Origin of the sequence: Paenibacillus sp. 203 (genome assembly GCF_037027525.1) — a bacterium.
GTDB lineage: Bacteria > Bacillota > Bacilli > Paenibacillales > Paenibacillaceae > Paenibacillus > Paenibacillus polymyxa_B.
On the sequence record NZ_JAXCHD010000004.1, the window covers coordinates 265,784 to 291,362 of the forward strand.

At 43.4% G+C, this 25,579-nt stretch carries 27 protein-coding genes and 2 pseudogenes; 23 read left to right on the forward strand and 6 right to left on the reverse strand.

Features of this window, described 5'->3' with window-relative positions; all coding sequences use genetic code 11:
• Positions 1-73: 73 nt before the first annotated feature.
• From tsaE to tsaD, 4 genes are read left to right on the forward strand one after another with little or no spacing between them, the layout of a single operon-like run.
• Positions 74-553: a tRNA (adenosine(37)-N6)-threonylcarbamoyltransferase complex ATPase subunit type 1 TsaE gene (tsaE, locus tag WA407_RS10590; RefSeq protein WP_254329305.1), complete on the forward strand. Its 480-nt coding sequence runs from the start codon at positions 74-76 to the stop codon at positions 551-553.
• Positions 554-556: 3 nt separating this feature from the next.
• A complete protein-coding gene (gene tsaB / locus WA407_RS10595; protein ID WP_336077339.1) occupies positions 557-1,393 on the forward strand; it encodes a tRNA (adenosine(37)-N6)-threonylcarbamoyltransferase complex dimerization subunit type 1 TsaB in 837 nt (278 codons plus the stop codon).
• 17 nt (positions 1,394-1,410) lie between these two features.
• The gene (gene rimI, locus WA407_RS10600; RefSeq protein ID WP_039269584.1) at positions 1,411-1,926 is read left to right on the forward strand and encodes a ribosomal protein S18-alanine N-acetyltransferase; all 516 of its coding nucleotides are present in this window, start codon (positions 1,411-1,413) and stop codon (positions 1,924-1,926) included.
• Complete coding sequence (gene tsaD / locus WA407_RS10605) at positions 1,923-2,987, forward strand: tRNA (adenosine(37)-N6)-threonylcarbamoyltransferase complex transferase subunit TsaD (protein ID WP_023987471.1); 1,065 nt, start codon at positions 1,923-1,925, stop codon at positions 2,985-2,987. Before rimI ends, tsaD begins: the two co-directional genes overlap by 4 nt.
• 546 nt (positions 2,988-3,533) lie before the next feature.
• Here the strand turns inward: tsaD and WA407_RS10610 are convergent.
• Complete coding sequence (locus WA407_RS10610) at positions 3,534-5,498, reverse strand: ABC-F family ATP-binding cassette domain-containing protein (protein WP_336077468.1); 1,965 nt, start codon at positions 5,496-5,498, stop codon at positions 3,534-3,536.
• A gap of 270 nt (positions 5,499-5,768) precedes the next feature.
• Here WA407_RS10610 and WA407_RS10615 point away from each other — a divergent pair, with 270 nt between their 5' ends.
• The 7 genes from WA407_RS10615 to groL all read left to right on the forward strand — a co-directional run bounded on the left by WA407_RS10615 (position 5,769) and on the right by groL (position 11,123).
• Positions 5,769-6,401, forward strand: a complete 633-nt coding sequence (locus WA407_RS10615) for a 5-formyltetrahydrofolate cyclo-ligase (RefSeq protein ID WP_254350994.1) — start codon at positions 5,769-5,771, stop codon at positions 6,399-6,401.
• Positions 6,402-6,453: 52 nt separating this feature from the next.
• Entirely contained in the window at positions 6,454-6,942 is a 489-nt protein-coding gene (gene moaC, locus WA407_RS10620; protein WP_013309211.1) for a cyclic pyranopterin monophosphate synthase MoaC, read from the forward strand.
• Positions 6,943-7,055: 113 nt separating this feature from the next.
• Entirely contained in the window at positions 7,056-7,538 is a 483-nt protein-coding gene (locus WA407_RS10625; protein WP_013309212.1) for a MogA/MoaB family molybdenum cofactor biosynthesis protein, read from the forward strand.
• Positions 7,539-7,640: 102 nt separating this feature from the next.
• Complete coding sequence (locus tag WA407_RS10630) at positions 7,641-7,892, forward strand: twin-arginine translocase TatA/TatE family subunit (RefSeq protein ID WP_235307623.1); 252 nt, start codon at positions 7,641-7,643, stop codon at positions 7,890-7,892.
• Positions 7,893-8,003: 111 nt separating this feature from the next.
• Positions 8,004-8,771 (forward strand): twin-arginine translocase subunit TatC, encoded by a 768-nt coding sequence (gene tatC, locus WA407_RS10635; protein ID WP_103048885.1) that lies wholly within the window; start codon positions 8,004-8,006, stop codon positions 8,769-8,771.
• 368 nt (positions 8,772-9,139) lie between these two features.
• Entirely contained in the window at positions 9,140-9,421 is a 282-nt protein-coding gene (gene groES, locus WA407_RS10640; RefSeq protein WP_007429271.1) for a co-chaperone GroES, read from the forward strand.
• A gap of 73 nt (positions 9,422-9,494) precedes the next feature.
• Positions 9,495-11,123, forward strand: coding sequence for a chaperonin GroEL (groL, locus tag WA407_RS10645; protein WP_013369880.1), 1,629 nt, complete (start codon positions 9,495-9,497; stop codon positions 11,121-11,123).
• Positions 11,124-11,220: 97 nt separating this feature from the next.
• Here the strand turns inward: groL and WA407_RS10650 are convergent, their stop codons facing one another.
• The 3 genes from WA407_RS10650 to WA407_RS10660 all read right to left on the reverse strand — a co-directional run bounded on the left by WA407_RS10650 (position 11,221) and on the right by WA407_RS10660 (position 12,214).
• Positions 11,221-11,346, reverse strand: a complete 126-nt coding sequence (locus tag WA407_RS10650) for a hypothetical protein (protein WP_442952031.1) — start codon at positions 11,344-11,346, stop codon at positions 11,221-11,223.
• 120 nt (positions 11,347-11,466) lie between these two features.
• On the reverse strand, positions 11,467-11,781 hold the full coding sequence (locus tag WA407_RS10655; RefSeq protein ID WP_336077340.1) for a hypothetical protein: 315 nt from the start codon (positions 11,779-11,781) through the stop codon (positions 11,467-11,469).
• Between the two features lie 148 nt (positions 11,782-11,929).
• On the reverse strand, positions 11,930-12,214 hold the full coding sequence (locus WA407_RS10660) for a hypothetical protein (RefSeq protein WP_235307699.1): 285 nt from the start codon (positions 12,212-12,214) through the stop codon (positions 11,930-11,932).
• Positions 12,215-12,611: 397 nt separating this feature from the next.
• Here WA407_RS10660 and WA407_RS10665 point away from each other — a divergent pair.
• From WA407_RS10665 to WA407_RS10705, 9 genes and pseudogenes are all read left to right on the forward strand, one after another.
• Positions 12,612-13,072, forward strand: a pseudogene (locus tag WA407_RS10665) (DNA methyltransferase); the annotation flags it as partial.
• Positions 13,073-13,209: 137 nt separating this feature from the next.
• Positions 13,210-13,427 (forward strand): annotated as a pseudogene (locus tag WA407_RS10670) (hypothetical protein).
• 144 nt (positions 13,428-13,571) lie between these two features.
• Positions 13,572-14,072 (forward strand): hypothetical protein, encoded by a 501-nt coding sequence (locus tag WA407_RS10675; protein WP_076294993.1) that lies wholly within the window; start codon positions 13,572-13,574, stop codon positions 14,070-14,072.
• A gap of 159 nt (positions 14,073-14,231) precedes the next feature.
• Entirely contained in the window at positions 14,232-14,825 is a 594-nt protein-coding gene (locus WA407_RS10680; protein WP_235307700.1) for a hypothetical protein, read from the forward strand.
• A 452-nt stretch (positions 14,826-15,277) separates the two neighbouring features.
• Entirely contained in the window at positions 15,278-15,466 is a 189-nt protein-coding gene (locus tag WA407_RS10685; RefSeq protein WP_235307701.1) for a hypothetical protein, read from the forward strand.
• Positions 15,467-15,581: 115 nt separating this feature from the next.
• Positions 15,582-17,000, forward strand: a complete 1,419-nt coding sequence (locus WA407_RS10690; RefSeq protein WP_235307702.1) for a helix-turn-helix domain-containing protein — start codon at positions 15,582-15,584, stop codon at positions 16,998-17,000.
• Positions 17,001-17,462: 462 nt separating this feature from the next.
• Positions 17,463-17,756 carry a DUF2500 family protein gene (locus WA407_RS10695; RefSeq protein WP_235308349.1) on the forward strand — a complete coding sequence of 98 codons (294 nt, stop codon included), beginning with the start codon at positions 17,463-17,465 and terminating at the stop codon, positions 17,754-17,756.
• A gap of 162 nt (positions 17,757-17,918) precedes the next feature.
• On the forward strand, positions 17,919-18,320 hold the full coding sequence (locus tag WA407_RS10700) for a sporulation protein (RefSeq protein ID WP_268819837.1): 402 nt from the start codon (positions 17,919-17,921) through the stop codon (positions 18,318-18,320).
• A 168-nt stretch (positions 18,321-18,488) separates the two neighbouring features.
• A complete protein-coding gene (locus WA407_RS10705; RefSeq protein WP_336077341.1) occupies positions 18,489-19,502 on the forward strand; it encodes a fibronectin type III domain-containing protein in 1,014 nt (337 codons plus the stop codon).
• Positions 19,503-19,757: 255 nt separating this feature from the next.
• Here the strand turns inward: WA407_RS10705 and WA407_RS10710 are convergent, their stop codons facing one another.
• Positions 19,758-20,165, reverse strand: coding sequence for a MerR family transcriptional regulator (locus WA407_RS10710; RefSeq protein WP_023987566.1), 408 nt, complete (start codon positions 20,163-20,165; stop codon positions 19,758-19,760).
• Between the two features lie 229 nt (positions 20,166-20,394).
• Here WA407_RS10710 and WA407_RS10715 point away from each other — a divergent pair, with 229 nt between their 5' ends.
• From WA407_RS10715 to WA407_RS10725, 3 genes are all read left to right on the forward strand, one after another.
• Positions 20,395-21,339, forward strand: a complete 945-nt coding sequence (locus tag WA407_RS10715) for an MBL fold metallo-hydrolase (RefSeq protein ID WP_336077342.1) — start codon at positions 20,395-20,397, stop codon at positions 21,337-21,339.
• 603 nt (positions 21,340-21,942) lie between these two features.
• A complete protein-coding gene (locus tag WA407_RS10720) occupies positions 21,943-22,824 on the forward strand; it encodes an AraC family transcriptional regulator (RefSeq protein WP_336077343.1) in 882 nt (293 codons plus the stop codon).
• A gap of 100 nt (positions 22,825-22,924) precedes the next feature.
• Positions 22,925-24,253, forward strand: coding sequence for a prolyl oligopeptidase family serine peptidase (locus WA407_RS10725; protein WP_336077344.1), 1,329 nt, complete (start codon positions 22,925-22,927; stop codon positions 24,251-24,253).
• Positions 24,254-24,453: 200 nt separating this feature from the next.
• Here the strand turns inward: WA407_RS10725 and WA407_RS10730 are convergent, their stop codons facing one another.
• Positions 24,454-25,242, reverse strand: coding sequence for a polysaccharide deacetylase family protein (locus WA407_RS10730; protein ID WP_336077345.1), 789 nt, complete (start codon positions 25,240-25,242; stop codon positions 24,454-24,456).
• Positions 25,243-25,579 lie beyond the last annotated feature (337 nt).

Sequence of the window (25,579 nt, forward strand, 5' to 3'; positions counted from 1 at the left end):
GCGACATAAGGTGAACTATATAATAAAGAACAAGTTGGAACGGTCCGATTCGGACGAAAGGTGATTAAAATATATGACAATTTCGCAGGAGCAGTTTACGTTCCGTTCTGTCTCAGAGGCACAGACCGGGTCATTGGCAGGTTTTTTGGCAGCCAAAGCGGTTCCCGGAACGGTGATTGTGCTGGATGGAGATCTGGGAGCGGGCAAAACTGCTTTTTCCAAGGCTTTTGCCGGCCATTTAGGTGTGCCGGGCATCGTAAATAGTCCAACCTTTACCCTCATTAAGGAGTACGAGGGCCGATTGCCTTTGTATCATATGGATGTGTACCGGATTTCCCAGGACGAGGCGGAGGATCTCGGGCTGGACGAATATTTTTACGGGACAGGAGTATGTCTGGTGGAATGGGGTAGTATTATACCGGATATATTGCCAGAGCAGCGGCTTCACCTGTATATAGAAACAACGGATGTGGGGGAGCGCTTGATTCACCTGACCGGGTACGGCGAGCCTTATGAACAATGGTGCCGCAGTTTGCGGGAGAATGGAGTTTGAACCATGCAAAGAGAGCATACAGATGTGAATGTAAAGCCGCGTGAGCGGTTTTTGACGTTAGATACAGCGACGACCGTGATGGCGGCCGCTCTGATGAATGGAAGAGAATTGCTGGGAGAAAGCAACGTCTATGGCGAACGTAATCACTCCGTGCATGTGATTACCGAGCTGGAACGACTGCTGAATGAAGAAGGGCTGACACGAGATGATGTAGATGGTATTGCAGTTGGTGTTGGACCGGGGTCTTATACTGGTATCCGGATTGCGGTGACCGCAGCCAAAACACTCGCTTGGGCCTGGGGTATCCCGGTGACGTCCATATCCACTTTGCATGCTTTGGCGTGGGGTGGTTGGAATCGCGGCATCGAGATGAAGGGACAAGAAACTAAAAATGAGTCTGTGAATAACGGTTCGTCCGGAGCGCAGGCAGCAGACTGGATTGTGCCTGTGCTGGATGCGCGCCGTGGTCAGGTTTACACGGGGCTGTTCGCCGTGAATACAGTTGACGACGTCGAGAGTCCGCAACGGCTGGAGCCAGATGCAATTCGCTTAATGACTGCTTGGACCGATGACCTGCTGCAACGGCTGGAGGCTTTGCCCTCTGAAGAGCGTCCTCCGGTCATTTGGCTAGTCGGTGAAACGGCGGTTCACGCCGAAACAGCCGAGCGCCTGCGTGCTTGGAGCGAGCTACGTATCATACCTTATGAGCTGGAGGGAAGATGGGTTGGCCGCCTTGGGGCGGATAAGCTGCTTCGTCAAGAACATGACGAGCTACATACGCTGGTTCCTAATTATACCCAGCTGGCGGAGGCGGAAGCCAATCTGCTTCGTCAGCGCTGAAGAGAGCGGTGAACAACATGGCAAAGAACATACAGCGGGAAGAGAAACTTGAGTTTCGCTTGATGCAACTGGATGATATTCCCGATGTGCTGGAGATTGAGCATGAAGCGTTCACGCTGCCGTGGACGGAGGAAGCATTCCGCAATGAGCTGACGATGAATCATTTCGCTAAATATATGATTATGGAACTAGACGGACGAGCCATTGGTTACGCAGGCATGTGGACGATTATGGATGAGGCCCATATTACGAATATTGCGATTCGTGAGGCTTATCGCGGACGCAAGCTTGGGGACAAGCTGTTGGATGAGCTGATGCAGACGGCCTCTTATTTAGGGATGGAACGTATGACGCTGGAGGTGCGGGTAACGAACCGGATCGCTCAGGGCTTGTATGAGAAAAAAGGCTTTAAGCCCGCAGGTGTGCGCAAAGGCTATTATTCGGATAATAACGAGGATGCCGTGATCATGTGGGCGGATCTTCCCGCGCATGGGGCATCCGGTGAACAGGAAGGAAGCGTGCAGAAGCAATGACGCAAGAGGAAAAAGCAGGTACAGGCTCCGCCTCCGGCGAGCCTTGCTATATACTGGCAGTGGAAACGAGTTGTGATGAGACGGCTGTTTCCGTCGTGAAAAATGGCACAGAGGTGCTCTCAAATTTGATTTCCAGTCAGATTGAAACACACAAAGCCTTTGGTGGTGTTGTGCCAGAGGTAGCTTCACGCAAACATGTGGAGAGCATCACCTACATGCTGGACGAGGCCATGCAAACATCGGGAATTACCCCTCGTGAGATTTCGGCGGTTGCCGTGACACAAGGACCAGGACTGGTTGGCGCATTGTTGGTTGGGATTGTCGCTGCCAAGAGTGCTGCCTTGGCGTTCGGCAAGCCATTAATCGGGACGCATCATATCGCGGGACATATTTATGCCAATCAGCTGGAGCATGATATCGTATATCCGTGCATTGCTCTCGTTGTGTCAGGAGGACATACAGAGCTGGTGCTGATGGAGTCCGAAGGTCATTTTCAACTCATTGGTCGTACAAGGGATGATGCGGTTGGGGAAGCCTACGACAAAGTAGCGAGAGCGATTGGGTTTCCGTATCCCGGTGGCCCGCATGTGGATCGTGTGGCTCATGAATCGGAGGAAGTGGTTACTTTGCCGCGTGCATGGCTGGAGCCGGATTCTTATGATTTTAGCTTTAGCGGTTTGAAATCTGCGGTGCTGAATGTAATTAACCAGACGAAAATGCGCGGAGAAACCGTTCATGTGGGAGCGATCGCAAGAGGCTTTCAAGAGTCGGTCGTCGAGGTGCTGGTGGAAAAGGCGATTCGTGCCATGCGTGAATACGGTGCGAAGCAGCTCCTGCTTTGTGGCGGTGTGGCTGCTAATCGCGGACTGCGTACAGCATTGCGGGAGCGCTGTGAGCGCGAAGGAATCGAGCTGCTTGTACCATCGATGAAATATTGCACAGATAATGCAGCGATGATCGGCGCTGCGGCCTACGCCAAATGGAAGCGCGGGGAATTTACCTCATTGGATATGAAGGCTGATCCAGGGCTGTCTCTGGAAGAATGGTCTGTCCAAACTTAATTGAAGAAGAATGAGCAAGACACGGCACAGTTGAGTCGTGTCTTTTTTGTCCGCTCCAAAACTATCATAAAAATATAAATTCAAGAGGATAAAATACAGGAGTTTGAGCAAATGAAAGGCAGCCTCTCATTCACTCGCATTATTCGTCACAATTGTTCACGATTTTTCATGATCCATCAAAAAAATCTGGAATTTTGATATTGCCCGAATAATGATGTGATTTGTCAAGTTGTGAACAAAGTTATCCACATATACCGATTTGAATGTGGATAACCGAGTCCGAAGCAAGCAGGCTAAGACTTTTTGGAGATAGCAAGTTGGGGGATATGTAACACCTTTAGTTCTTGTGAAATCTGTGGATAATGTGGATAAAAGGGTGGATAAATTTGGTTTTCATTTGAAAATGGCTTTTTATCAATAAAAAAATGGCCCAAAAGGCCATTTTTCAATCTCATTCATACACATGAACTGTGGATAATCTTGTGTACAAAAATATAGAAGAGGAAAATGTGAAATTTTTAAGGCTAAGATTTTATGCAGTAGTTTTTATTCTTCTAACAGCTCTTCCCAAGAGGTATAGGTTTCAGTCAATTCCTGTTTAAGGGTGTCGAGTTGTGCCTGAATATTCTGAAGCGCTGTGTAATCCTGATAAATCTCAGGCAGGGTCATTTGTTCCTCCAGCCCTAAAATTTGTTCTTCCAGCGTTTTGATCTGGTTTTCCAATGCCTCCAGCTTGCGTTGACGGCTACGTTCCTCGCTTTTGGCTTGTTTGTCTGCCGCATAGGTGGCGGCGCGTGATTTGGATGTGGTCTCGTCTGTCACGGATGCAGAGGTAGCCGATGTTTTGCCGCGTGTGGCCTGATTTGCCTCCAGAGCTTCTTGCGCAATTTCCTCTAACTCCTGCTTTTTGGCTACATAGTCATCATAATTCCCCAGGAAATGTTCTATCCCCCCAGGATGAAGCTCGATGACACGTTCCGCCATTTTGTTCAGGAAATAACGGTCATGGGAAATGAACAGCAGCGTACCGTCATAGTCCATCAAAGCCGCTTCCAGCACTTCCTTGCTAAACAGATCCAGATGGTTGGTAGGCTCATCTAGAATTAACACGTTGGCTTCGCGCAGCATGAGCTTGGCCAGAGATACACGGGCTTTTTCCCCTCCGCTTAATGCAGCTACCTTCTTAAGTACATCGTCACCGCTAAACAGGAAATTACCTAGCACTGTACGAATACGTGCTTCTTCCATATGAGGGTACTCGCTCCACAACTCCTCCAGTACGGTATTGGCGGGGTTCAGGTTCGTCTGCTCCTGGTCATACAGGCCGATTTTGATTTTCGTGCCCCAGTGGATGGAGCCAGCAGCAGGTTTAAGTGATCCGGTCAGACATTTGAGCAACGTCGATTTTCCGATCCCGTTCGGACCAATCAGTGCCACGGTATCTCCACGTTTTAAATCGAACGATGCATGCTGGAATAAAGGCTTTTTACCTTCATACCCCACAGAGAGGTCACGTACCTCCAGTACTTCCTTACCTGACATATGGGCTGTTTCAAAGGAAAAATGAGCCTTTTTCAAATCTCCCATGGGCCGATCCATACGCTCCATTTTATCTAGCTGCTTGCGCCGACTTTGAGCGCGTTTGGTCGTGGAAGCCCGCACGATATTACGTTGTACGAATGCTTCTAAACGGGCAATTTCTCCTTGCTGCTTTTCGTAATGCTTCAGATTCGTTTCGTACTCGGCAGCCTTCAGCTCCATGTAGCGGCTGTAGTTGCCTGTATATCGAGTAGAACGATGGCGTTCAATTTCAATAATCGTCGTTACCAGTCGGTCCAAGAAATAACGGTCATGTGATACTACCAGCAGAGAACCGGAGTAGCCGCGCAAATAATCCTCCAACCAGGTCAGTGTTTGAATATCCAGATAGTTGGTAGGCTCATCGAGCATAAGGACATCTGGTGCGAGCAGTAGGATGCGCGCTAGCGCAAGCCGAGTTTTCTGTCCTCCGCTCAGAGTAGCTACGGGCGTCTCAGGTGCAAATGAACCAAAGCCCATACCGTGCAGCACGCTGCGAATACGGGTCTCCATTTCATAACCACCGTGATCCTTGAACCAGTCTGAACGACGTGCATAGCGTTCCAGCAGATCTGCGTAACGTTTTTCGTTTTGAGCATTGGCCAGGTCAGCGATGTCCTGTTCCATTTGCCGCAGTTCCCGTTCCGCTTCAATCAGGGGAGTGAACACCAGCATCATTTCCCCCCAGATAGAACGATCAGAATTCAAGCCGCTGTTTTGCGCCAGATAACCGATGCTGGTCTCCTTCGCCTTGAAAATTTGTCCACTGTCATAGGATATTTCACCAGCAATAATTTTGAGCAGGGTCGATTTGCCTGCACCGTTCACACCTACGAGTCCAATACGTTCACGTTCCAATATTTGAAGGTTAATCCCGTCCAGAACGGGCTCAATTCCATAAGATTTAGTAATTCCGGTTACTTGCAATAGCATAGCGTATCGTTCCTCCATTACATTTTGCACAGTTCTACCTGCTTTCTTCACAGGTACCTTCCTTCCAGTTTACATGAAATTACCCACTATTGCACTGCTTTCACCCTGTAAACCCTTGAGCCGCGTGTAGTCAATTTGTATAAACAATGATAAACTTAAACGAGAAGTGAAAAAGAATGAAAAAAACTTGCAACGTACAGCACTTACTGACAAATGGGACAATAGTAACGTTTTAAAGATTATCGGCGATTGTGCGGGAGGGCGGATGTGATGGATGTCTGTAATGTGAAGAACGCGCTGCGTTTGCAGCAACGGGAAGCGCGTGACTCCATGGACCCGCTGACAAGGCAGAAGGCATCGGCTGTGGCCTGTCGGCATGCAATCGAGGCATGGGAGCAGCTTAGAATAGACAGAAACGGAGATAAGCTAACCTTATTTAGTTATCTCTCTTTTGGCAGCGAGATTTCGACGACTCCCCTCATTGAGCATTGCTGGTCACAGGGAGATCGTGTCCTAGCCCCAAGAGTGGATCCGGTAACTCGGACTATGGAGGTGAGGGAGATGGATCAGTACGGAGATATTGTACCCGGCATCTGGAACATCCCTGAGCCTGCTTTGACATGCAAGGAATGGTCGCCTGAAATGTGGACGGGAATTGACTGGGTTGTTGTGCCCGGCTTGGCCTTTGATCGTCGTGGGGGCAGGATCGGCTACGGCGGAGGCTATTATGACCGCTTTACCGTACAGGTAGAGGCAGAGAAGCGTAACAACAGCCATGTAGGTCCGCTTTATGTCTCGCTGCTGTTGCCGGGACAATTGCTAACACAGGTGCCCATGGAGCCAAGGGATTTGCGAGTGGACGTGCTGTTTACTCTGGATGGACGCTTAGATTGTGATTATTGACAAATGATGAATGAAGTAAAGTTGGGTATGTGAAAGGAGTTGTGAGGGAGTCGTGGATTCCTTTACTCATTTTAATGAACAGGGACGGGCTCGGATGGTAGATATTTCGGGTAAAACGTCTACGATTCGTACAGCAGTTGCCGTGACTCAGATTACGATGAATCCGGCTACATTGACGGCTGTAAAAGAAGGAAGAATCGGCAAGGGTGATGTTCTTGCTGTGGCCCAGGTCGCCGGGATTCAAGGCGCGAAAAAAACGTCAGACTGGATACCGATGTGTCATCCACTGGCCCTGACAGGCGTGAACATTACTTTTTCCGATAATGGACATGATGTGCTTCATATTGAAGTTGAAGTGAAGACCGAAGGTAAGACAGGTGTAGAAATGGAAGCTTTGACAGCGGCTTCAGCCGCAGCGTTAACCGTGTATGATATGTGCAAGGCGCTGCAAAAAGATATGATCATCGGCCCTACCATGCTGCAATCCAAAACAGGTGGCAAGCATGGGGATTTTCAAAGGGAGGACCACCGGGAACCTTGACATAGACAACATTGTCGCCGAGAGGGTACTGTGATGTGATGGAGGATGCAGCGTGGCTGTTTCTGATTTTCAGAAGAGAAAGTATTCTTTCATGATAGGAGAAGGGTGATCTTATGGTGTGGAAAACGGCGATCCTAACAGCCAGTGATAAAGGGGCAAGGGGAGAGCGTGAGGATACAAGCGCACAGGTCATCCGGGAACTCATCGAAGAAGAACTGGGCGGAGAGATTGTGGAATACCGGATCGTTCCCGATGAACCGGATGAAATTATTGCAGCTTTAATCGAAATGACCGATTATTTTCATGCGGACCTGGTACTAACTACGGGTGGAACCGAGCTGGCGATCCGTGATGTGACACCGGAGGCGACTAGGCGGGTTGTGGAACGGGAAGTGCCAGGCATGGCGGAAGCCATGAGAATGATCGTGATGCAGAAAAATCCAGCGGCTATGCTATTCCGTGGAATCGTAGGAATACGCGGACGTACACTGATCGTCAATTTGCCAGGAACGCCCAAAGGTGTGCATGAAAATTTGGCAGCGATAATGGACCAACTTCCAGAAGCGCTGCTTATGGTGACAGGCCAGTTCCGGTAGAAGGCAGCACATCGTGTGTGGTATGATACCTATAGAATTTATAAGGCCGTATACGGACAAAGATTGTTATTTTGTCCGTCAACATAAGGAGGATTACTACACATGCCCAATATTGGAGCACCGGGTTATATTTTGTTAATTATTCTGGCGCTGCTGCTATTTGGTCCGAACAAGCTGCCTGAGTTGGGTCGAGCTGTAGGGCGTACATTCCGTGAGTTTAAAAACGGGGCACGCGATATTTTATCAGAAGATGAACGGACTGAGCGTAAAGACAGCAAAGATAGTGTGGTCAAAGCATCACCAACGACGTCTTCAGAAGTTCAACCTCAGCCTGAGGATAAACGCTTGTCATAGATTTAGTGATCGATTCTTGATCTAGTACAATAAACAAAAGCCTCTTCTTCAGTGAAGGGCTTTATTTTTTAGGAGGCGCTGCTGCGTTCCGTTCAGAAAGGAGGAGTGGACTTGACCCCATCAGAGCATGAAATGCCGCTAATGGAACATCTGGGAGAGCTTCGCCGCAGAATTATCTATGTGCTAATTGTATTTGTATTGGCACTGGCTGGTGGTCTGTTCGCGGCGGGTTCTGTCTATGACTGGCTTATTCGCTCCGGTTCGGCGCAAGCTTTTCAGTTAAACGCGTTTTCCTTTTGGGACGGGATCGGTATCTACATGAAGATCGCCATGATCATCGGGATTGCGGTGGCGCTACCGTTTGCTTGCTACCAACTGTGGAAGTTTGTCAGCCCCGGCTTAAGACCACAAGAACGAAGTGCGACTTTGCGGTATGTGCCTTATGTGCTGCTTTTGTTCATCATTGGGACAGCTTTCGCTTATTTCATTATTTTCCCGATGGCAATTCAGTTTACATCGTCGGTTACCAAAAGTATGGGATTACAGGAAACGTACGGGATCGCACAATATTTCACCTTTATGTTTAATATTGTACTACCTGTAGCGCTGCTGTTTGAGCTCCCCCTGCTTATCATGTTTCTGACGGGGATTCATGTTTTAACACCAATGCGGCTCCGCAAATGGCGGAAGATTTCTTATTTTCTGCTTGTGTTCGTTGCGGTTGTCATTACCCCGCCGGACTTTATTTCCGATTTTTTGGTGGCGATTCCGTTGCTGGTGCTATATGAAGTGAGCGTGTATTTGTCTTCGGTCGTGTACCGCAGGCAGCTGCGTGCACAGGAGGAACGTGAGGCCCAATTGCGTGTAGCTTCAGAATAATAAAGCAGGACCTGAATGGCTCAGTAAACAATTTATTCGGGTCCGCGCTACATGGCAATTGCAGATAATGAATGGCATTTGTATATCATGGCTATTTATAGAGCATAACAGCAGCAGCTTAGCTACCTTAAATCTAACCATTAGTCTTGAGTTATCTTGAGTTAACGGTTATTTTTCAGATAGATGGATATAATCGGGAAGGGCTGTCCATAAAAATTCCCATAAAAAATACATTAGGGACTTGAAATTCAATCCCAAGTTGAGTATCATAAAGTTGGTTGTTAGCACTGATGACTGTCGAGTGCTAATACATACAACATAACAACCAAATTACAGGATAAAACACTTAATAAGGAGGCTATTTTTTCATGATCAAACCTTTGGGTGAACGCGTATTGGTGGAAGCAATTGAGCAAGAGACAACGACTTCCTTCGGGATCGTACTTCCTGACTCTGCCAAGGAAAAGCCGCAAGAAGGCAAAATTATCGCGGTTGGCGCAGGCGCATTGAAAGACGGTGCCCGTATTCCTCTGGAAGTAAAAGAAGGCGACCGTGTCATTTTCTCTAAATACGCTGGAACGGAAATCAAATATGAAGGTAAAGAATATTTGATTATGAAAGAAAGCGATATCCACGCGATCATCGGTTAACCGGAACCCGGACAAGACCTGAATATAGGAATTGAAACAAATCATTCATAATCCATAGGGAGGTTTATCACAAATGGCTAAAGATATTAAATTCAGTGAAGACGCTCGTCGCTCTATGTTGCGCGGGGTTGACGCATTGGCTAATGCTGTTAAAGTAACACTCGGACCGAAAGGCCGTAACGTTGTACTGGAGAAAAAATTCGGTAGCCCGCTCATCACCAATGACGGTGTAACGATTGCAAAAGAAATCGAGCTGGAAGACGCGTTCGAAAACATGGGCGCTCAACTGGTTAAAGAAGTAGCAACCAAAACGAACGATGTAGCTGGTGATGGTACGACTACTGCTACTGTTTTGGCTCAAGCCCTTATCACAGAAGGCCTGAAAAACGTAACTGCTGGCGCAAGCCCAATCGGTATCCGTAAAGGGATCGACAAAGCGGTTAAAGCGGCTGTCGCTGAACTGCAAGCCATCTCCAAACCAATCGAAAGCAAACAATCCATTGCTCAAGTAGCTGGTATTTCCGCTGCTGATGACGAAGTAGGCGAACTGATCGCTGAAGCTATGGAAAAAGTGGGCAAAGACGGTGTAATCACTGTTGAAGAATCCCGCGGTTTTGCAACAGAGCTGGAAGTGGTTGAAGGTATGCAATTTGACCGTGGCTACATTTCCCCGTACATGATTACAGATACGGACAAAATGGAAGCTGTACTGGACAATCCGTATATCCTGATCACAGACAAAAAAATCACAAACACACAAGAAATCCTGCCATTGCTTGAAAAAATTGTACAACAAGGCAAGCCACTCGTTCTGATCGCTGAAGACATCGAAGGCGAAGCACTGGCTATGCTCGTTGTTAACAAACTGCGTGGTACATTCAACGCTGTAGCTGTTAAAGCTCCAGGCTTTGGTGACCGTCGTAAAGCAATGCTGCAAGATATCGCTGCCCTTACAGGCGGTCAAGTGATTACAGAAGAACTGGGTCTGGACCTGAAAACCGCTTCCGTAGACCAACTGGGTACAGCACGTCAAGTGCGTATCACTAAAGAAAATACGATTGTGGTTGACGGTGCTGGAAACAAAGCCGACATCGACGCTCGTGTTAGCCAAATCCGCACGCAACTGGAAGAAACTACTTCCGAGTTCGACAAAGAGAAACTGCAAGAGCGTCTTGCTAAATTGTCCGGCGGCGTAGCAGTCATCAAAGTTGGTGCGGCTACTGAAACAGAATTGAAAGAACGCAAACTGCGCATCGAAGATGCCCTGAACGCAACCCGTGCTGCGGTTGAAGAAGGTATCGTATCCGGTGGTGGTGTAGCGCTCCTGAACGTATACAAAGCAGTGGCAGCTGTTGAACTGCAAGGCGACGAGCAAACAGGCGTGAACATCGTGTTGCGCGCTCTGGAAGCTCCAATCCGCACCATTGCTGCTAACGCAGGTGAAGAAGGCTCTGTAATCGTTGAGCGTCTGAAACGCGAAGAAGTTGGCGTAGGCTTTAACGCAGCTACTGGCGACTGGGTAAACATGATCGAAGCTGGTATCGTGGACCCTGCGAAAGTAACTCGTTATGCATTGCAAAACGCTGCTTCCGTAGCAGCAATGTTCCTGACTACCGAAGCGGTTATCGCTGACAAGCCAGAACCAGAAAAGGCTGCAATGCCTGATATGGGCGGCATGGGTGGAATGGGCGGAATGATGTAATAGGTTTGAAAAAACCTATAATACCGCTATTTAAAGGGCTCCCGAGAGGGAGTCCTTTTCTATAAAATCACATAAAAATCACATTCTATGCAACCAGTCAGATTTGAAGGATGTCTGCGAAGTGATTTTTAATCTTCTCATTGGCATTTTCCTTCATTTTCTCCGTAACGTGCGTATAGACTTTCAATGTAGTTTTAGCGTCATCTTGGCTAACTTGCTTCATGATCGTTTTGAGATCAACTTCATCTTCAGTCAGCATCGATAGTGAGTGTCAATTATATTAAATTTACGAATACATAATGTAGATTTGGGTGGAGTTAGAGTGTATTTACGCATATTATTATCAGAATTGTAAAGTGTCTTGGTTATTCGTACGTAACTCATTTAACTCAAAGTTAAAGTCCGTATCTTTTAAAGCACAGAGTTCCCCAGATCGTATCCCTGAAAAGGTAAGCAAGTGAAAGATTTCAATGTCATCAGGTAAGCCATGTTCATTAACTGCATTTAAAAATTCAGCCAGCTCATGTTTTACTAAGTAACCATCCTCGATTGGGATATTTTCAATTTCCTCTAGCGTAAACATTTTCGCCGGGATAACTGCTCCCGAACATGGATTATCCAATCTCATTTTGTTTTTTATTGCATATTTCATAATCATATTTGCAGTTACATGTACGCCCTCAATGGTTGTCTTAGCATACTTTTTATCATCTAAATCGTTTAAAATATTCTGATACTGTTTATGTGTAACCTTGTCTATTATGACCTTAGAAATATATCTTAGTAGGATCTTAATCTCTTTTTCTCTAACTCTTACGGTATTTTTCCTTTACTTTGCTCTTGGAATAAGTTTTCAACCAATCCCAGGCTACCTGTTCGAACGTTAGCTTCTTGATTTTCTTTGTATCTATTCCGTGATTTTTTTGGGCTTCCAAGACTTTCTGTACCCGCTCCTCAGCTTGTTTTTTAGTATCACCTCGACGTGCAATCTGATTTCTCTTACTAGTTACGGGATTAGGTAGACCGTCTACTGTACAAATCCACTTATAGCCCTGTTTGTTGTTTGCTTTAATTTTAGTGAAAGATGCCATACATTCTATCTCCTTATATAGGTACAAATGTTCGCTTTAATAGTGAAAAGAAAAGCCCGGAAGGGCTTTAGCTGTGAATGATTTGAACTAATTTTATTGTACAAAAACTCCAAATGTTTGAGAATTTTCTTTATATTTAGAATTACTCAGCTCTGCTTGCTCTAAAAATAATTCCGTACTTGGTCATCATAATTTTATACTCAATATTATTCTTTGTAATTTTCTTCTCGTTTTCGGAGGTTTTATTAGAAAGAGAACTTATCAAACCTGAATTGATGTCTACTACCTCGTCTCGAGTTAAATCCTGATTTATAAGAATAGTCACAATGCCCATTACATTTGAAAGTCATCTAAACCATCTCCATTTTTCCCTGGTACCATTAAAGCCTCGATAAACATTGTAAGCAGGACCCAGTGTGTTTGGGTGAAGAATGCTGCCACCTTCGACTGGGCACAGTGCCGTTTCAAACATGAACCAGTCTTTTATGCTCATATGAAAGGCAAATCTCCTGCTTGGTACGGTGATCGGACACAGACAACGGTATGGAAGGCTGGCCTACCCGTTGAGGACCCGCTCCTCGAGACAGTATGGGAGGTTTCGAGGGGCGATGTGAACAAGTACGTCCATCCCACCCAAAAGCCTCTTGATTTGCTGGCCATCCCAATCAAAAACAGCAACCAACGCGGTGACGAGATCGTTGATTTCTTCGGCGGCAGCGGCTTCACGCTTATGACCTGTAGCAGATGGACCGGACATTGGAAATGGACCCGATCTTCTGCGATGTTATTAAGAAACGATTCCTGGAGAGCACTGGTATTGAGCCAGTCCTGTTGCATCGGGCTAAACCCGTAGCATAGGAAAAAGGAGGACGCGCTAACGTCCTCCCCCCAATCCAGGGTATCCCCCGGCTGAGATAGCGGCCCGCCACGCGTGGCATTTTGCAGACATCCGCTATCTCGCATTCCAGTATATAGGAAAGCCGAGGGATACGACATTGGGAACAGCAGACGAACAATACAACACAGCATTACAACGCGAGATTGAAATCATAGAAGGTATCCTTGAAAGCAAGGCGCAGTACCGGAAGATTGTTAAGGCTGGCATAGCTCAGTGGGTCAAAGACCTGCAAGCTGGAAATATTAAAATGCAGACGGTCAGGACTTGGATCGTCTGATTGAGCTGGATATAAAGCTTCAAAAGGATGAGTTGTAAAAGAACATAATAATCTTGTTAGTTAATGCATAAATATGGATTTATTAAACAACGTTAAGATTTTATTGTAAAATAAATTAGAAACATGGAATCTTTTAGTAGAATGAAGTGGTAGTTAATATATTAAGGAGGAATAGAAGTATTATGAAGAAGAAACATTTAATTGCGTCAGCCTTATCTTTAGGTTTGCTAGGAGGAGCTATTGCTGTACCCAGTGCGATCTTTGCGGATTCAGATGCTGCAACTAATTCCGCAAATACATCGACGTACGCGACCCACGATGAGGTGAAAACACCTGGTAATCATGATATAAGTCTTTTTAGAACAAAAGATCTTTTTAATGTGAACCTTGACGGCAAGTCGCCATTAACAGAGTTCTCCATAGATCCTGGATATGGTCATGTTAAGATTCGTGTAAGAAACAACACCAAAGCTACGCTTACTTTTACCTTAAAGCATGTCGACAGTGGGAAAGATTATTTTACCAAGTATGTGGGTGCTGGTGATACATTTAATTGGTATAGCACGGATGGGTTTTCAAGCGGATTGCGCTCAGGAAAATATGAAATACAGTGGCGTGCCGGCGGAGCTTATGTAGACGCCTCAGCATGGGCTATATCAGCCACTAACCCAGATGAACTTTAATTAAACCAAGCTATAAAGTTTTGTATAAGAAAAGCTAACTGGTAGCTCGCTTGATTGGAGAAGTTTTTACTTATACTGCAACGAAGCAAGGAAAGCTTCAGGCCATTCGGTTTGAAGCTTTCCTTGCTTCGTTTATAACTCAAAGGAGAAATGATATTGGTGAAAAAGAAAAAAATATTTTTTTCATCAGCCTTATCTATTAGTTTGTTGGGGGCTGTTGTTGTGCCGAGTGTGATCTGTGCAAGTTCAGATGCGTCTGATTCTGCAAATACATCCAGTATTGCGAGCAAAAATGCTGGTAAATCAACTATTAGTGACCAAGTCATAACTCCTCAAAAATCAAGAGATGTTTTTGATGACATTTTCGACAAAAAGGACCCAGTATCACGTTTTGTATTAGATCCGGGATACGGGCATCTTAAAATTTTTGCCAAAAATAGAGGTGGTTCAACCATTACCTTTAGCCTGGTGCATACAGACAGTGGAAAACAATATATTGTTAAGACTATTGGCGCTCATAAAAAATTGTTCTGGGATAGTGTAAATTCTTTTTCACAAGGGCTGCGCTCAGGAAATTATGAAATACAATGGAGAGCTAACGGTGACATTGTGCATGTCACAACATGGGGTGTATCAGGAAATGATTCTGCAACTACATCCACTACGGCGACCCAAGATGCTGGTAAAACAACTACTGGTGACCATGTCATTACTCCACAAGCTACTGATGGACAAATTGTTATTCGTCAGTAGCTGGATTTAATGATTCTGCTGATTTTGACGTTAAAGGAGGATATGGATATGTAAGATTGTACTTGAGAAACACAGGAGACACTACTATAACTTTTACTGTGAATCAGGGAAGTGCATCTGGTGCGGAAAAGTACAGTGGAACAGTAAAACCTGGTAAAACATTCGATGACATATTAAATAAAAGCAAGGCATGGTCCACAGGGAAATTTTATGTTAGTTTAAGTAGCGGTTCTGGTTCCATGTCTGGAAAGCTCGGAGTTCGGACTAGTACTAATACGAATTTTTAAATATATTTCTGAGAATTCGCCTTACTTTTCCCATCGACCGGCAGAGATTCAAATAACCGGAGGCAATGAAGTTGAAACCTTTACCGTCATAACTGGACATGAGCGCACAGGGAAACCCGTCTCGAAAGTGAAACGGGTTTCTTTTTCTACTATCCTTCCGCGCTATTGGGAGAGAAAATTTGGGAGACGGATAGCAAGCAAACAGTCACCTACAAAACGCCCGAGGTGACGTGGAAGCTGATGGAGCAATGGAAGGGTAAGCCGGTTGTGCTCAATTTTGAAAATCTGTTTGTAATCCCACCCTGCTGGCTAAAGCCAGTGGGGTGTTTTTTGTTTACAGGAGTGCTCTTATGACAAACGCAGTATTTCCGCATGATTCGCAAAAAAAGATTGACAACTGTTAAGTGCTGGACAAAAATAGTAAATGATTATAAAATACTGGGATTTCTGTATGAAGGGTGGCTATGATATGAAGCATACACCTACGATTCGAGCAGAATTAGATAGATACTTACAACAAAAGGGTTTGAGCATAGCGCAATTTGGACAACTTGCAGGCATGAATAGGGGAATAGTAAGTGCTATTGTGACAGGGAATAAGTCAATGTCTGTTAACCAGCTTGATCTAATCACTGAGGCTATGGGTTTACCAGAAGGGGATTTTTACGATCTGTTTATAGAAAACTACATCATCGACCATCCTCCGAATATGAGGCGAATCGAGCCATTTTTGTTTCGCTGTGCGGAGTTGGACAAGTTGGATGCGATCCGTCGAGTGGTGGGAGCCATCATGGACAATCTACTATATTCACCCAAGCTATTTGAAATTGCAGAAGAATTGTTGGCGCAGGGACGACATGAGGCTGCGCTACTGCTCTATGAGGGTGTGGCTGAAGCGGAGAAATATCAACATTCTGAGCGCTTAGCCATCTGCCAATACCGCATATTCACAATTCAGATTGGTGACGACCAAAGCCGCAACCACAAGGCAGCTATACTATTTGAGCCTTATGTCGAGCGCCTAGATGATTTAGAACAACTTGATGCGTTAAAGGATTTAGCTAATGTGTACAGGTCTTTGCGTAAATGGGACAAGGTTGATGAAATAGCAAGGGTGATGAGAGCTAAAGCTGAAATCCAATACAATTGGAAACATCAACAGAAGAACCAAGAACGCAATGAGGCTGCTAAGAAACTAAGTCGTCCGATGTTTGTGTACATCACGTATGCCGACTTACTATGTGCGAGTGTCTGTGATGCCCGAGGCGATTACCAACAAGCTCTACAATATACATACGCCTATGCGGACTTGGATTGGGTTAAAGAGACTGATGATGATACTCTCTATTGGGTAGAAATGTATCAAGATTGGGCACGATGCAATATTTATGTAAATAAGCTCCTGTCAGGAGATGTCAGCGTGCTCTCAGATTATGTTGAATACATAGCAGAAACAGCAGATACCATGGAAGGTGAGAAACTTTCAAAGCTGTTAAACGTTATGATAGCTGCTAATCAATATAATTTGGATGTTGATGATGTACTTTCAAGGTTTAAAAAAGAGATTGATGCCTTTACTCAACTCCCGACATCTACTGATATGTACAGCCAACAAGTAGTACCCGACTACATTGCATGGTTTGGTTACGAAATGGCCTACTATTATTTAAACAGAGAAAGGTACAGTGTTGGTTTTAAACAATTGTTATTTGCAATGGTAAAGTCACATATAATAAATAATGAGACTTACTTTATAAATTGTATTGGCCTGTTTATGCGTTTCCAAGTCTATGCGACTCCTGAAATCAAAACAGAGTTCTCCAATCTAATTGAAAAGGTGTGGATAGGTAATGTTGAGAAAAATGGGACTGTTAATTGTTGCGAGTAGCTTTTTAGTTTTCATCACTGTACCTGGCATCCAGATCCTTGTGCAAGTTGGAGGTTCCTAAACGGCAGTACAGCAATCCTCGCTAACCTTAATTGGTCGACGGGGATTTTTTTGTTGAAGGAATTACCACATCGTTCATCGAATGAATGACCGAGGTGATCAGAATGAATCATACATATAAAGTGTTAAAGTTGGACATAGAACTGTTTACAGCTGCATTAAGCTAGGTAAGAGTATATGTAGTAAAGCCGTTAGGTGAGGAAATAGTAGAGATCGTAGACTATGGTGGAGTAGTCGAAAGAATTTCTTCTGAGTCAGTTAAAATATCAGGAAAAGCATTATATGAGGGGGCAGTTTGAGTTTAGAGTAAGTAAGTAGTGCTATAGGCAGATGTAAATAAACACCTGATTTATCCCGATATAATACACGCAATGATTTGTCAAAAAGGCGGGGATCTAGTTGATGGTTTTATTGGGTTTTATAGCTGTACTTTTTATTTTATTTTTTTCACTTTGGATATCAGCTAGGCGCAACGAAAGAGCACCTAAAGTAATTCGTCGGGCAGTAGTTCTTGATAAACGTGTTAGATTAGAGAATGATTCACCTTCAGAAGATTATTTTTTTACTTGTGAGTATGAAAACGGGGAAAGAGAAGAGATAGAAGTCGATGAAAGTGAGTATGGGGTTATTGTTGTTGGGGACACAATCAATGTAATAAGACAACGTAAACTGTTAAGAGTAGAAAGGGTTGTTTAATAGACTCACATGATAATTGGTATAAAATTCTAATTTAGAGTAGATGTAAAAGACTCTGCTGGGTATCTGGCGAGTCTTTTTTGTTTTGCGACATGCTTTGCGATACTTCGACATGAATCTCCTATTAGTATAAAGAAGATTTAAATACTATGGAAGTGTCATATGATAAAAGGATTTGTAAGAGGATTAATTGTATTTTTATTGGCATCTATTTTTTCCGTTCAGGGCGTTTACGCTGAACCGGCAGCAATCAGTCAACAAGCAGCTGGGTATACGTTGGCAAGTTCACGTTACCCTGAAACCGGGGCGCATATTAGAGATGCAATAGCAGCTGGACATTTCGCCGTTTGCACAATTGACAGGGATGGAGCTGAAGAAAACCGTAGGGAACCTCTGAAGGGCTATCCAACTAAAAAAGGCTATGACCGCGATGAATGGCCGATGGCTATATGCGCCGATATTCGATACATAACTCCTAGTGATAACCGGGGAGCAGGATCATGGGTAAGTCATCAGTTAGATAAGTATGCTGATGGAGCTAAGGTAAGATTCATAGTGAAATAAGCGTGAGGGACTCTACAGAGTGTGGCTGATAGAGTCCTTTTATCATGCCCAATAAAAAATAAATATGCAAATATTTGGATCATATTTATAGATTAGCAAGTTTATGTTTAGACAGTGTGAACCCTAGATAATATGATGTGGTTACACAAAACAAAAGGAGATTTTAAATTGAAAAAAATAACTTATCTTGCCCCACTTATGCTAATGTTTTTCATTGCGTTTACTGGAATAGTTCATAGTGAAACTGCAAGTCCAGTCAAAGTGACTTCAATAACAGCAAGTGATACTAAAATCAATAAGAGTACTATTTTTACTGTTACTGGTGAAAACCTACCCGAGCTTTTTGGCAAAAAAAAGGCTTCAAAAGGCGGAGATAATTATAACAATTTTGATTTTAATGATAGTAAAACATCTTGGGGGAAAAACCCAACTGATGAATATGGAGTAAATGTTATCTCAAGTTCTACGAACGAATTGAAGTTTACTTTAGATGGAAATATTTCTAATTACACTGCTGCAGGACTGTTTAAACTAGGTTTATCACCTAATGATAAATCACCTACGCCTATAGATTACCCATACTATTATCAAGGTTCGTATGATTTAAAATCAGGAGTATTTTATCCTGCTCCTCTAATACCAGAACAACTTAAAGGAGTTGGAAAGGATTCTTCTGCTTTGTTAAGTTGGAATAAGAATGAGCAATCTGATTTTAAAAAGTATAATATTTATCAGGATGGTAAACTCGTAACTTCGATTGAAAATCCAACAACAGAACTTGAGATAACCAAACTTATTAATGGGACTAAGTATGAATTTCAAATTTCCGCAGTTGATGTATTAGGACATGAATCTTTTAAAAGCGATCCAATTACTATAGTTCCTAATGGGGATAACACCGAACCAACTGATCCAGAGCAACCTACTGAACCGTCTCAACCAACAGGCAATCGCGCAATCATGGTAGTTACTATGACAACCGGATTGGAAAAAGAATTCGACCTCAGCATGAAAGAGGTAAATGACTTTATTGGCTGGTATGAGAGCAAGCAGGCTGGTTCTGGATCAGCTTCATACGCAATCAACAAGCACGATAACAATAAAGGTCCATTCAGCAGCCGAAAGGATTATATGCTGTATGATCGTATCCTGACGTTTGAAGTAAGTGAATACTCTAAATAAATTAAAAAGCTCTGCTAACCTTAAGGTCGGCAGAGCTTTTTAGTTGAAAAATTGCTTACAGACGGACATTCAAGGCAGAACTGCTATTTAAATGTTCGATGAAAATAAAGTTTTGATAACTACAATAAAAGAAACAATGGTAGCCTAGGACGGGAAAATAAAGCCCTAGACTATCGCTATTTCATTGAACTAACGTTTCCCGTTAGTTCAATCAATTCTGTTGCCATCGTATATGCTGGTGGTGAACCAGGTCTTCTACATTACTATATCGTCTTTCGTAAGTTTTTGGTACAGGGCTATCTTCTCGTTAGCAAGGGAAATCATGCACTCAAGTTCCTGCCGCTTGGATTCCAGTTCCACCAGATGCTTTTCAAGAATTTCTATCCGTATGTGTAAGGCAGGAGTAAAATTAGCAACTTCTTCCCCTTTTTGAATTTTATCCAGTACACATCCGTCACGAGTAAATTCCGTAATCTCCTCAAGCGACAATCCCAATTTTTTTAATCTAATTAAACATTGTATATATGAAACCTCACTTTCGGTATAAATGCGTGTCCTTCCATTTCTTCGATTTGGTTCCTGTAGCACTCCAATTTTTTCATAATAGCGAATCGTATAAGGAGTTAGCCCTGTTCTTTCTGATACTTGACTTATAGTAAGCATTGTTTTTTATGTCACTCCTTTTTTCTAAACCAAAATTTAAAACTATTATACATCTTTAACTCAACTCGAAGTCGATATTTGCACCTCTAACTTCATTTCAAAAATTTGTGCTTGATTTCTAGTTAACTCTAACTTGTAAGCTAAAGTTGCTAATTGATATACATGAAACATAAAAAAACTAAAGATAAAAGGAAATGGTGTCAAACTTATTTTGATGGAGGCATAAACAATGAACAACAAATATTTCACGATTCAACAAGCAGCGGAAGGTATCTGGGGTGCTATTTCGGTACCTGGTAGTGGTTCGCTGGGGAATGCAGCAATTATTGACATTGGGGATTTGACCGTTGTTGTGGACACAACCAACCTACCGCATTCTGGTACTTTGTTACGTCAAACCGCAGAACAATTAACGAATAAACCAATTAAATATGTGATCAATACTCATTTCCATGGAGATCATGTCAACGGCAATCAGGAATTCATGGAAAGTGATTTTATATCTACCGTTTGGACAAGAGATTTGCTATCTAAAATGGGTAAAGTGAATATTGATCTAATGCAACAAAACATTCAGAAGTTAATAAATAGCCTACATCAAGTACGTTCACAAGAAAAAAATCCGCACATGTTAACCGAAATCGGCTATGATCTTTCCGTGCAGAGAGCCCTGTATGATGCTATCCCTTCCCTTCGTAGGGTGATACCCACGATAACTTTTGACGATAAACTAGTTATAAAAGGAGCAAAACGCACTGTCGAAGTTTTATCCTACGGAGGCGGCCATTCTTTAAGCGATGCCGTTATTTACGTGCCTGAAGAACGAACCTTGATTGCTGGTGATTTAATAACCAACAAGACGATTCCGGTCATGCCATACGGTAATCCCTACGCTTGGATACGCATCCTTAGACGCATTCAAAGAGATCTGAAGGTAGATACTGTCATTCCCGGGCATGGAGATGTGTCCACTCCAGATAAAATCCTAGATGTCATTCGCTTTTTAGAAAAAACGATCGCTTATGTGTCTGAAGCTGTGACGAGCGGAAAACCAGAGTCTTACTGGTTAAATGAAGGTGTATTAAATGGCTATGAAGATTGGCATCTAGCTCAGTATTTCAGATGGAATTTTCGCTGGCTCTTCAATACAATGCTTGTTCAAAATAATAGATGAGACACAACTAGTACTCCCTTTAACTCCACCAGATTCACAAGGCCAGTTCTGAGGGCGGATGTAGACGAATAAAACTTTCTGAAGATAAGCCCAAACAAGCTATACAATAGAAGATAAGTTTTACGACGTTCCTCTGCGAGAGTAAATCAAAGATGGGCGGCATGATGTAATAGGTTGAAAAAACCTTATGCATCAAGGGCTTCTATGATTAGACGCCCTGTTTGACCACATAGTGTAAAACAAAAGGCTGATTATGGACACTCTCATAATCAGCCTTTTTTAATGATCCAAAATGCAGTGTTATATATAGATTTGTACATGATCTATAAGGTTTTTTCATTTCATTACGCTTAAGTGAAAGCGTTGACATGGATTTCTACCCACTATATACTTAGCTTAATTAAATGAATAGCACTAGGATTGTTACTGTTACGCAGGCAAAACCTAAGGAACAAAATGTTAAGATCTAAGGATCTTATGTATTTTGTTATACTTAGGTTTTTTTGTTTATAGAGAGAGGAAGGTTAAATACAAGTGGTTTCGGCACTTTGCTGAAGCCATTTTCTTCTATTTATGAGTTCACATCTGAGAGGAGCGACAAACTTGGAATACAAATATGAGCTGGTCCAGGCAGACAATCATTTTCCGTTAAAAATTATAGTTCATTCCTCCAATGAACCAGCGTACATACCTAGGCATTGGCACGATAGCATCGAAATATCCTATGTGCTTTCAGGAAAAATCGATAGTATCTATATTGATGGCGCGAGTTACAGCTCCAAAGAAGGAGATATTGTGCTCATTAATTCGAATGCTATTCATTCCTTCTCTGTGGCTAAGGGAAAAGGGAGAGAGGCTATAACGGTTCTGATTCCTTCTGAATTTATTAGAGCAAATGTTAACGGCAGTAATCCCATCTCATTTGACTGTATTTCCATTTTCGAAACTAACGAGCAGAGATTACAGCATTTTGCGGAGTTGCGTGATTTGTTAAACACCTTATTTGTGGCTTATCTCAACCGGCATAATGACTCTTTAGCACATATCCATTTAACATCACTATCTTATAAACTGGTGTATCTGTTATTAATGTATTTTACAATGGATCATGAATCTATCCGCGGCTTTAACTCCGATAAATATTTGGAGCGGCTGACGTTGATAACCGATTATATCAAAAAGAATTACGATCAAAGTTTATCCTTGGATTCGATAGCTCAGGTTTTTGGGTTGTCTCCCGAATATTTGTCCCGTTTTTTTATGAAGCATGTAGGGATGACCCTATTTCAATATGTCAATGCCATCCGTCTGGAGAGATCTTTTCGAGTTCTCATGAATACGGATCATTCCATCATACAAATTGCGCTGGAGCATGGATTTCCGAACGAGAAGTCTTTTGCTAGGGTATTTAAAAAGGTTTATCAGGCAACACCGCATCAATATCGAAAACAGAACAAGAGGTATTCTGGAGCAAGGAGTCAGTAATTGACCTGAAATAGGCTAATAAAAGACAGGATACAAATAAAAAAATCATTAAAATAAATAATGTAAGCGTTTTATTAATGGACCCGGGAGGTAAGACATCATGTTTAAACGGTTTCAAAAGGCTGCTAAAACAACTATGTTATTCACTTTAGCTATCGGTACGACCCTTGCTTTCAATTCCGGTGCATGGGCCAAGGATGTAAAGATACAGTCCACCTCGTACCGGACGGTTGCGGAGGTTAAGGATTGGGGAGCAGCCATTACGAAGATCATTGTTAACCTGGATAAGCCAGTACCTAAAGATGCGATAACAAAGGATACATTTGAGGTGCATGTGGGAAGAAGCGACAATAGACTGGTAAATCCCTTTATTGAGAGTGGCAGCCGGAAAGTCACCAAGGCCTATGTATCGGACAAAAGTGGCAACCCTGTAAATAAAACCGGAAGCTACGTTGTATTAGAAATGGAAGTCGGCCCAGCCTTAACACTAAGCTCAGCTATTCATTATGATGCGGCAGGTTCCGGGTTTAACGCATGGAATGATAACAAATACACAATCACGCAGCAAAAAGCTATTAAAACCACATCAGGAACGATTTCCAGCTTGAAAATTGATACTTCCGCAGGTCAGATACGGAAGCTAGTTGATCAATTTGCAACCGGCAAAGCTACTTTTGACGGGATTACTTTAACCTATGCGGACTATGCACCGTCAAAAGACAAAGTGAAAAATCCCTTGGTGATCTGGCTGCATGGTATGGGTGAGGGAGGTACAGATCCGACGATTCCGATTTCCGGAAATAATGCAGCGAATTTTGCATCTAAAGATATTCAATCCTATTTTGAAGGGGCTTATGTGCTGGCACCTCAGACTCCAACCTACTGGATGGATGGTTTTACAGGCTTCGGAGACGGCACCTCCAAATACGAGCAAGCATTGATGTCCTTAATTAAGGAGTACGTGGCCAAGAACAAAGACATTGATACAAATCGAATTTACATTGGCGGAGACTCCAACGGCGGTTACATGACTATGCTGATGATCCGTGATTATAAAGACTATTTTGCAGCCGCTGTGGTGGCCTGTGAAGCCTTGAAGGACAGCCTTATAACCGATGAACAGATTAACGAAATGAAGGACCTGCCGATCTGGTTTGTGGCTGCCAAAACCGACACCGTGGTTCCGCCCAACGATTATACGGTTCCGACCTACAACCGTTTAGTGAATGCTGGAGCAAAGGATGTTCATATGTCGTTATTTGATAACGTAGTAGATACCTCTGGTTTGTACAAAAAGAGCGACCAAACACCGTATGAATACAATGGCCACTGGTCTTGGATTTACATTTATAACAACGAAGTATCGAAGGTGATTAACGGAAAGAAAATAACGATGATGCAATGGCTAGCCTCCAAAACATTGGACTGAAAGGTACAGCTAGCAAATGAAAATAGCAATATGATGTAATAGGCTTCTTTAAAGTTCAAGCCAGCTATACCGTACATTCTCTGAGCCATTCGTTAATAACACATTATCGCTCGGAGAATTATCAGTTCCTTATTAGGTTTTCGCAAAACCCTCATGTATAAAACTCCGTCAACAAATAATTGACGGAGTTTTATTCTCTTTTACTTATTCACTTCAATGAGCCCATCCGGTTTTTCCCGATTAGAGAGCAATTCGGATACCGTAACGAAGGTAAACCCTCTCTTCTTGAGCTCCGGTAAAATGATTTTCAGGGCTTCGACGGTTTGTGTACTTTGATGTACATAATCGTGCATCAGGACAATGTCGCCATTACGGGCGTTGCGAAGCACCCTATGAGCGATACGGTGTACACCTGGTTTTCGCCAGTCCAGGGTGTCCTGATGCCAGGACCATAAAATAATTTTGAACCCCTTTTCCTTGGAAAGCTTGACGAGCGAATCGGTGTAGGAGCCGCCGGGGGGTCTAAAAAGATGGGTTCCTGCACCAGTTGCTTGAACGATGCTCGCTTGGCCTTGATCCAATTCTGACAGAGCTTTGTTACGGGAAATATACTGAAAAGATGAATGATAAAAGGTATGATTGCCCACTTCATGCCCTTCTGCTCGTTCTCGTTTCACAATATCAGGAAGCTTTTCTACACGGCTGCCGACGACAAAAAAGGTTGCTTTAGCATTGTACTCTTTAAGCAAATCCAAAATGGCAGGCGTATTGCTTTCGTCCGGTCCGTCATCGAATGTGAGAGCGATAAGCTTACGATGGGTAGGAACTTCCCACACAATGTCGCCCCGTTCTTCGTAATAGGCCCTTCCCTTTGTAGGAGTGGGGGAGGCGTATGATGAGGCTTGTGCATTGGTAGATGGAGTGGGACAAGAGCTGATACACAGTAAAGAAACAGCAATTCCAGCGCACAGCAAACGGTTATATTTCATAAGGCTTCTTCTCCGTTCTAACGTATTCTCACATTAGCTTGCCAAGAAGAAGCGTATACCATTCCTCGTTTCTGAAATTCATCCATTCCAATCACTTAAAATTAGATATAATTGCTTCTTCAGCAATGCGCACATTACGAAGTTATGCTGAAAAAGAGTGATAGCTTGCTTGTTGATAACATCCTGTACCCATGTTAAGTTGTACATATCCATCCTTGGTTTCAATGTGCAGTTAAGGTAGGTCATTGTCCAGTTCGTGAGAGTCTTAATCTGACGAAAAATGAAGAGGTCGGCGGGACAAGCCGCAAAAGCTGGTCTGAGGTCAAGGAGCTGCGAC

Coding starts and splice junctions, on each gene's coding strand:
- tsaE (WP_254329305.1), top strand. CDS start 74: ATGACAATTTCGCAGGAGCAGTTTACGTTCCGTTCTGTCTCAGAGGCA.
- tsaB (WP_336077339.1), top strand. CDS start 557: ATGCAAAGAGAGCATACAGATGTGAATGTAAAGCCGCGTGAGCGGTTT.
- rimI (WP_039269584.1), top strand. CDS start 1,411: ATGGCAAAGAACATACAGCGGGAAGAGAAACTTGAGTTTCGCTTGATG.
- tsaD (WP_023987471.1), top strand. CDS start 1,923: ATGACGCAAGAGGAAAAAGCAGGTACAGGCTCCGCCTCCGGCGAGCCT.
- WA407_RS10610 (WP_336077468.1), bottom strand. CDS start 5,498: ATGCTATTGCAAGTAACCGGAATTACTAAATCTTATGGAATTGAGCCC.
- WA407_RS10615 (WP_254350994.1), top strand. CDS start 5,769: ATGGATGTCTGTAATGTGAAGAACGCGCTGCGTTTGCAGCAACGGGAA.
- WA407_RS10625 (WP_013309212.1), top strand. CDS start 7,056: ATGGTGTGGAAAACGGCGATCCTAACAGCCAGTGATAAAGGGGCAAGG.
- WA407_RS10630 (WP_235307623.1), top strand. CDS start 7,641: ATGCCCAATATTGGAGCACCGGGTTATATTTTGTTAATTATTCTGGCG.
- groES (WP_007429271.1), top strand. CDS start 9,140: ATGATCAAACCTTTGGGTGAACGCGTATTGGTGGAAGCAATTGAGCAA.
- groL (WP_013369880.1), top strand. CDS start 9,495: ATGGCTAAAGATATTAAATTCAGTGAAGACGCTCGTCGCTCTATGTTG.
- WA407_RS10650 (WP_442952031.1), bottom strand. CDS start 11,346: ATGAAGCAAGTTAGCCAAGATGACGCTAAAACTACATTGAAAGTCTAT.
- WA407_RS10655 (WP_336077340.1), bottom strand. CDS start 11,781: ATGATTATGAAATATGCAATAAAAAACAAAATGAGATTGGATAATCCA.
- WA407_RS10660 (WP_235307699.1), bottom strand. CDS start 12,214: ATGGCATCTTTCACTAAAATTAAAGCAAACAACAAACAGGGCTATAAG.
- WA407_RS10675 (WP_076294993.1), top strand. CDS start 13,572: ATGAAGAAGAAACATTTAATTGCGTCAGCCTTATCTTTAGGTTTGCTA.
- WA407_RS10690 (WP_235307702.1), top strand. CDS start 15,582: ATGAAGCATACACCTACGATTCGAGCAGAATTAGATAGATACTTACAA.
- WA407_RS10695 (WP_235308349.1), top strand. CDS start 17,463: ATGGTTTTATTGGGTTTTATAGCTGTACTTTTTATTTTATTTTTTTCA.
- WA407_RS10700 (WP_268819837.1), top strand. CDS start 17,919: ATGATAAAAGGATTTGTAAGAGGATTAATTGTATTTTTATTGGCATCT.
- WA407_RS10710 (WP_023987566.1), bottom strand. CDS start 20,165: ATGCTTACTATAAGTCAAGTATCAGAAAGAACAGGGCTAACTCCTTAT.
- WA407_RS10715 (WP_336077342.1), top strand. CDS start 20,395: ATGAACAACAAATATTTCACGATTCAACAAGCAGCGGAAGGTATCTGG.
- WA407_RS10725 (WP_336077344.1), top strand. CDS start 22,925: ATGTTTAAACGGTTTCAAAAGGCTGCTAAAACAACTATGTTATTCACT.
- WA407_RS10730 (WP_336077345.1), bottom strand. CDS start 25,242: ATGAAATATAACCGTTTGCTGTGCGCTGGAATTGCTGTTTCTTTACTG.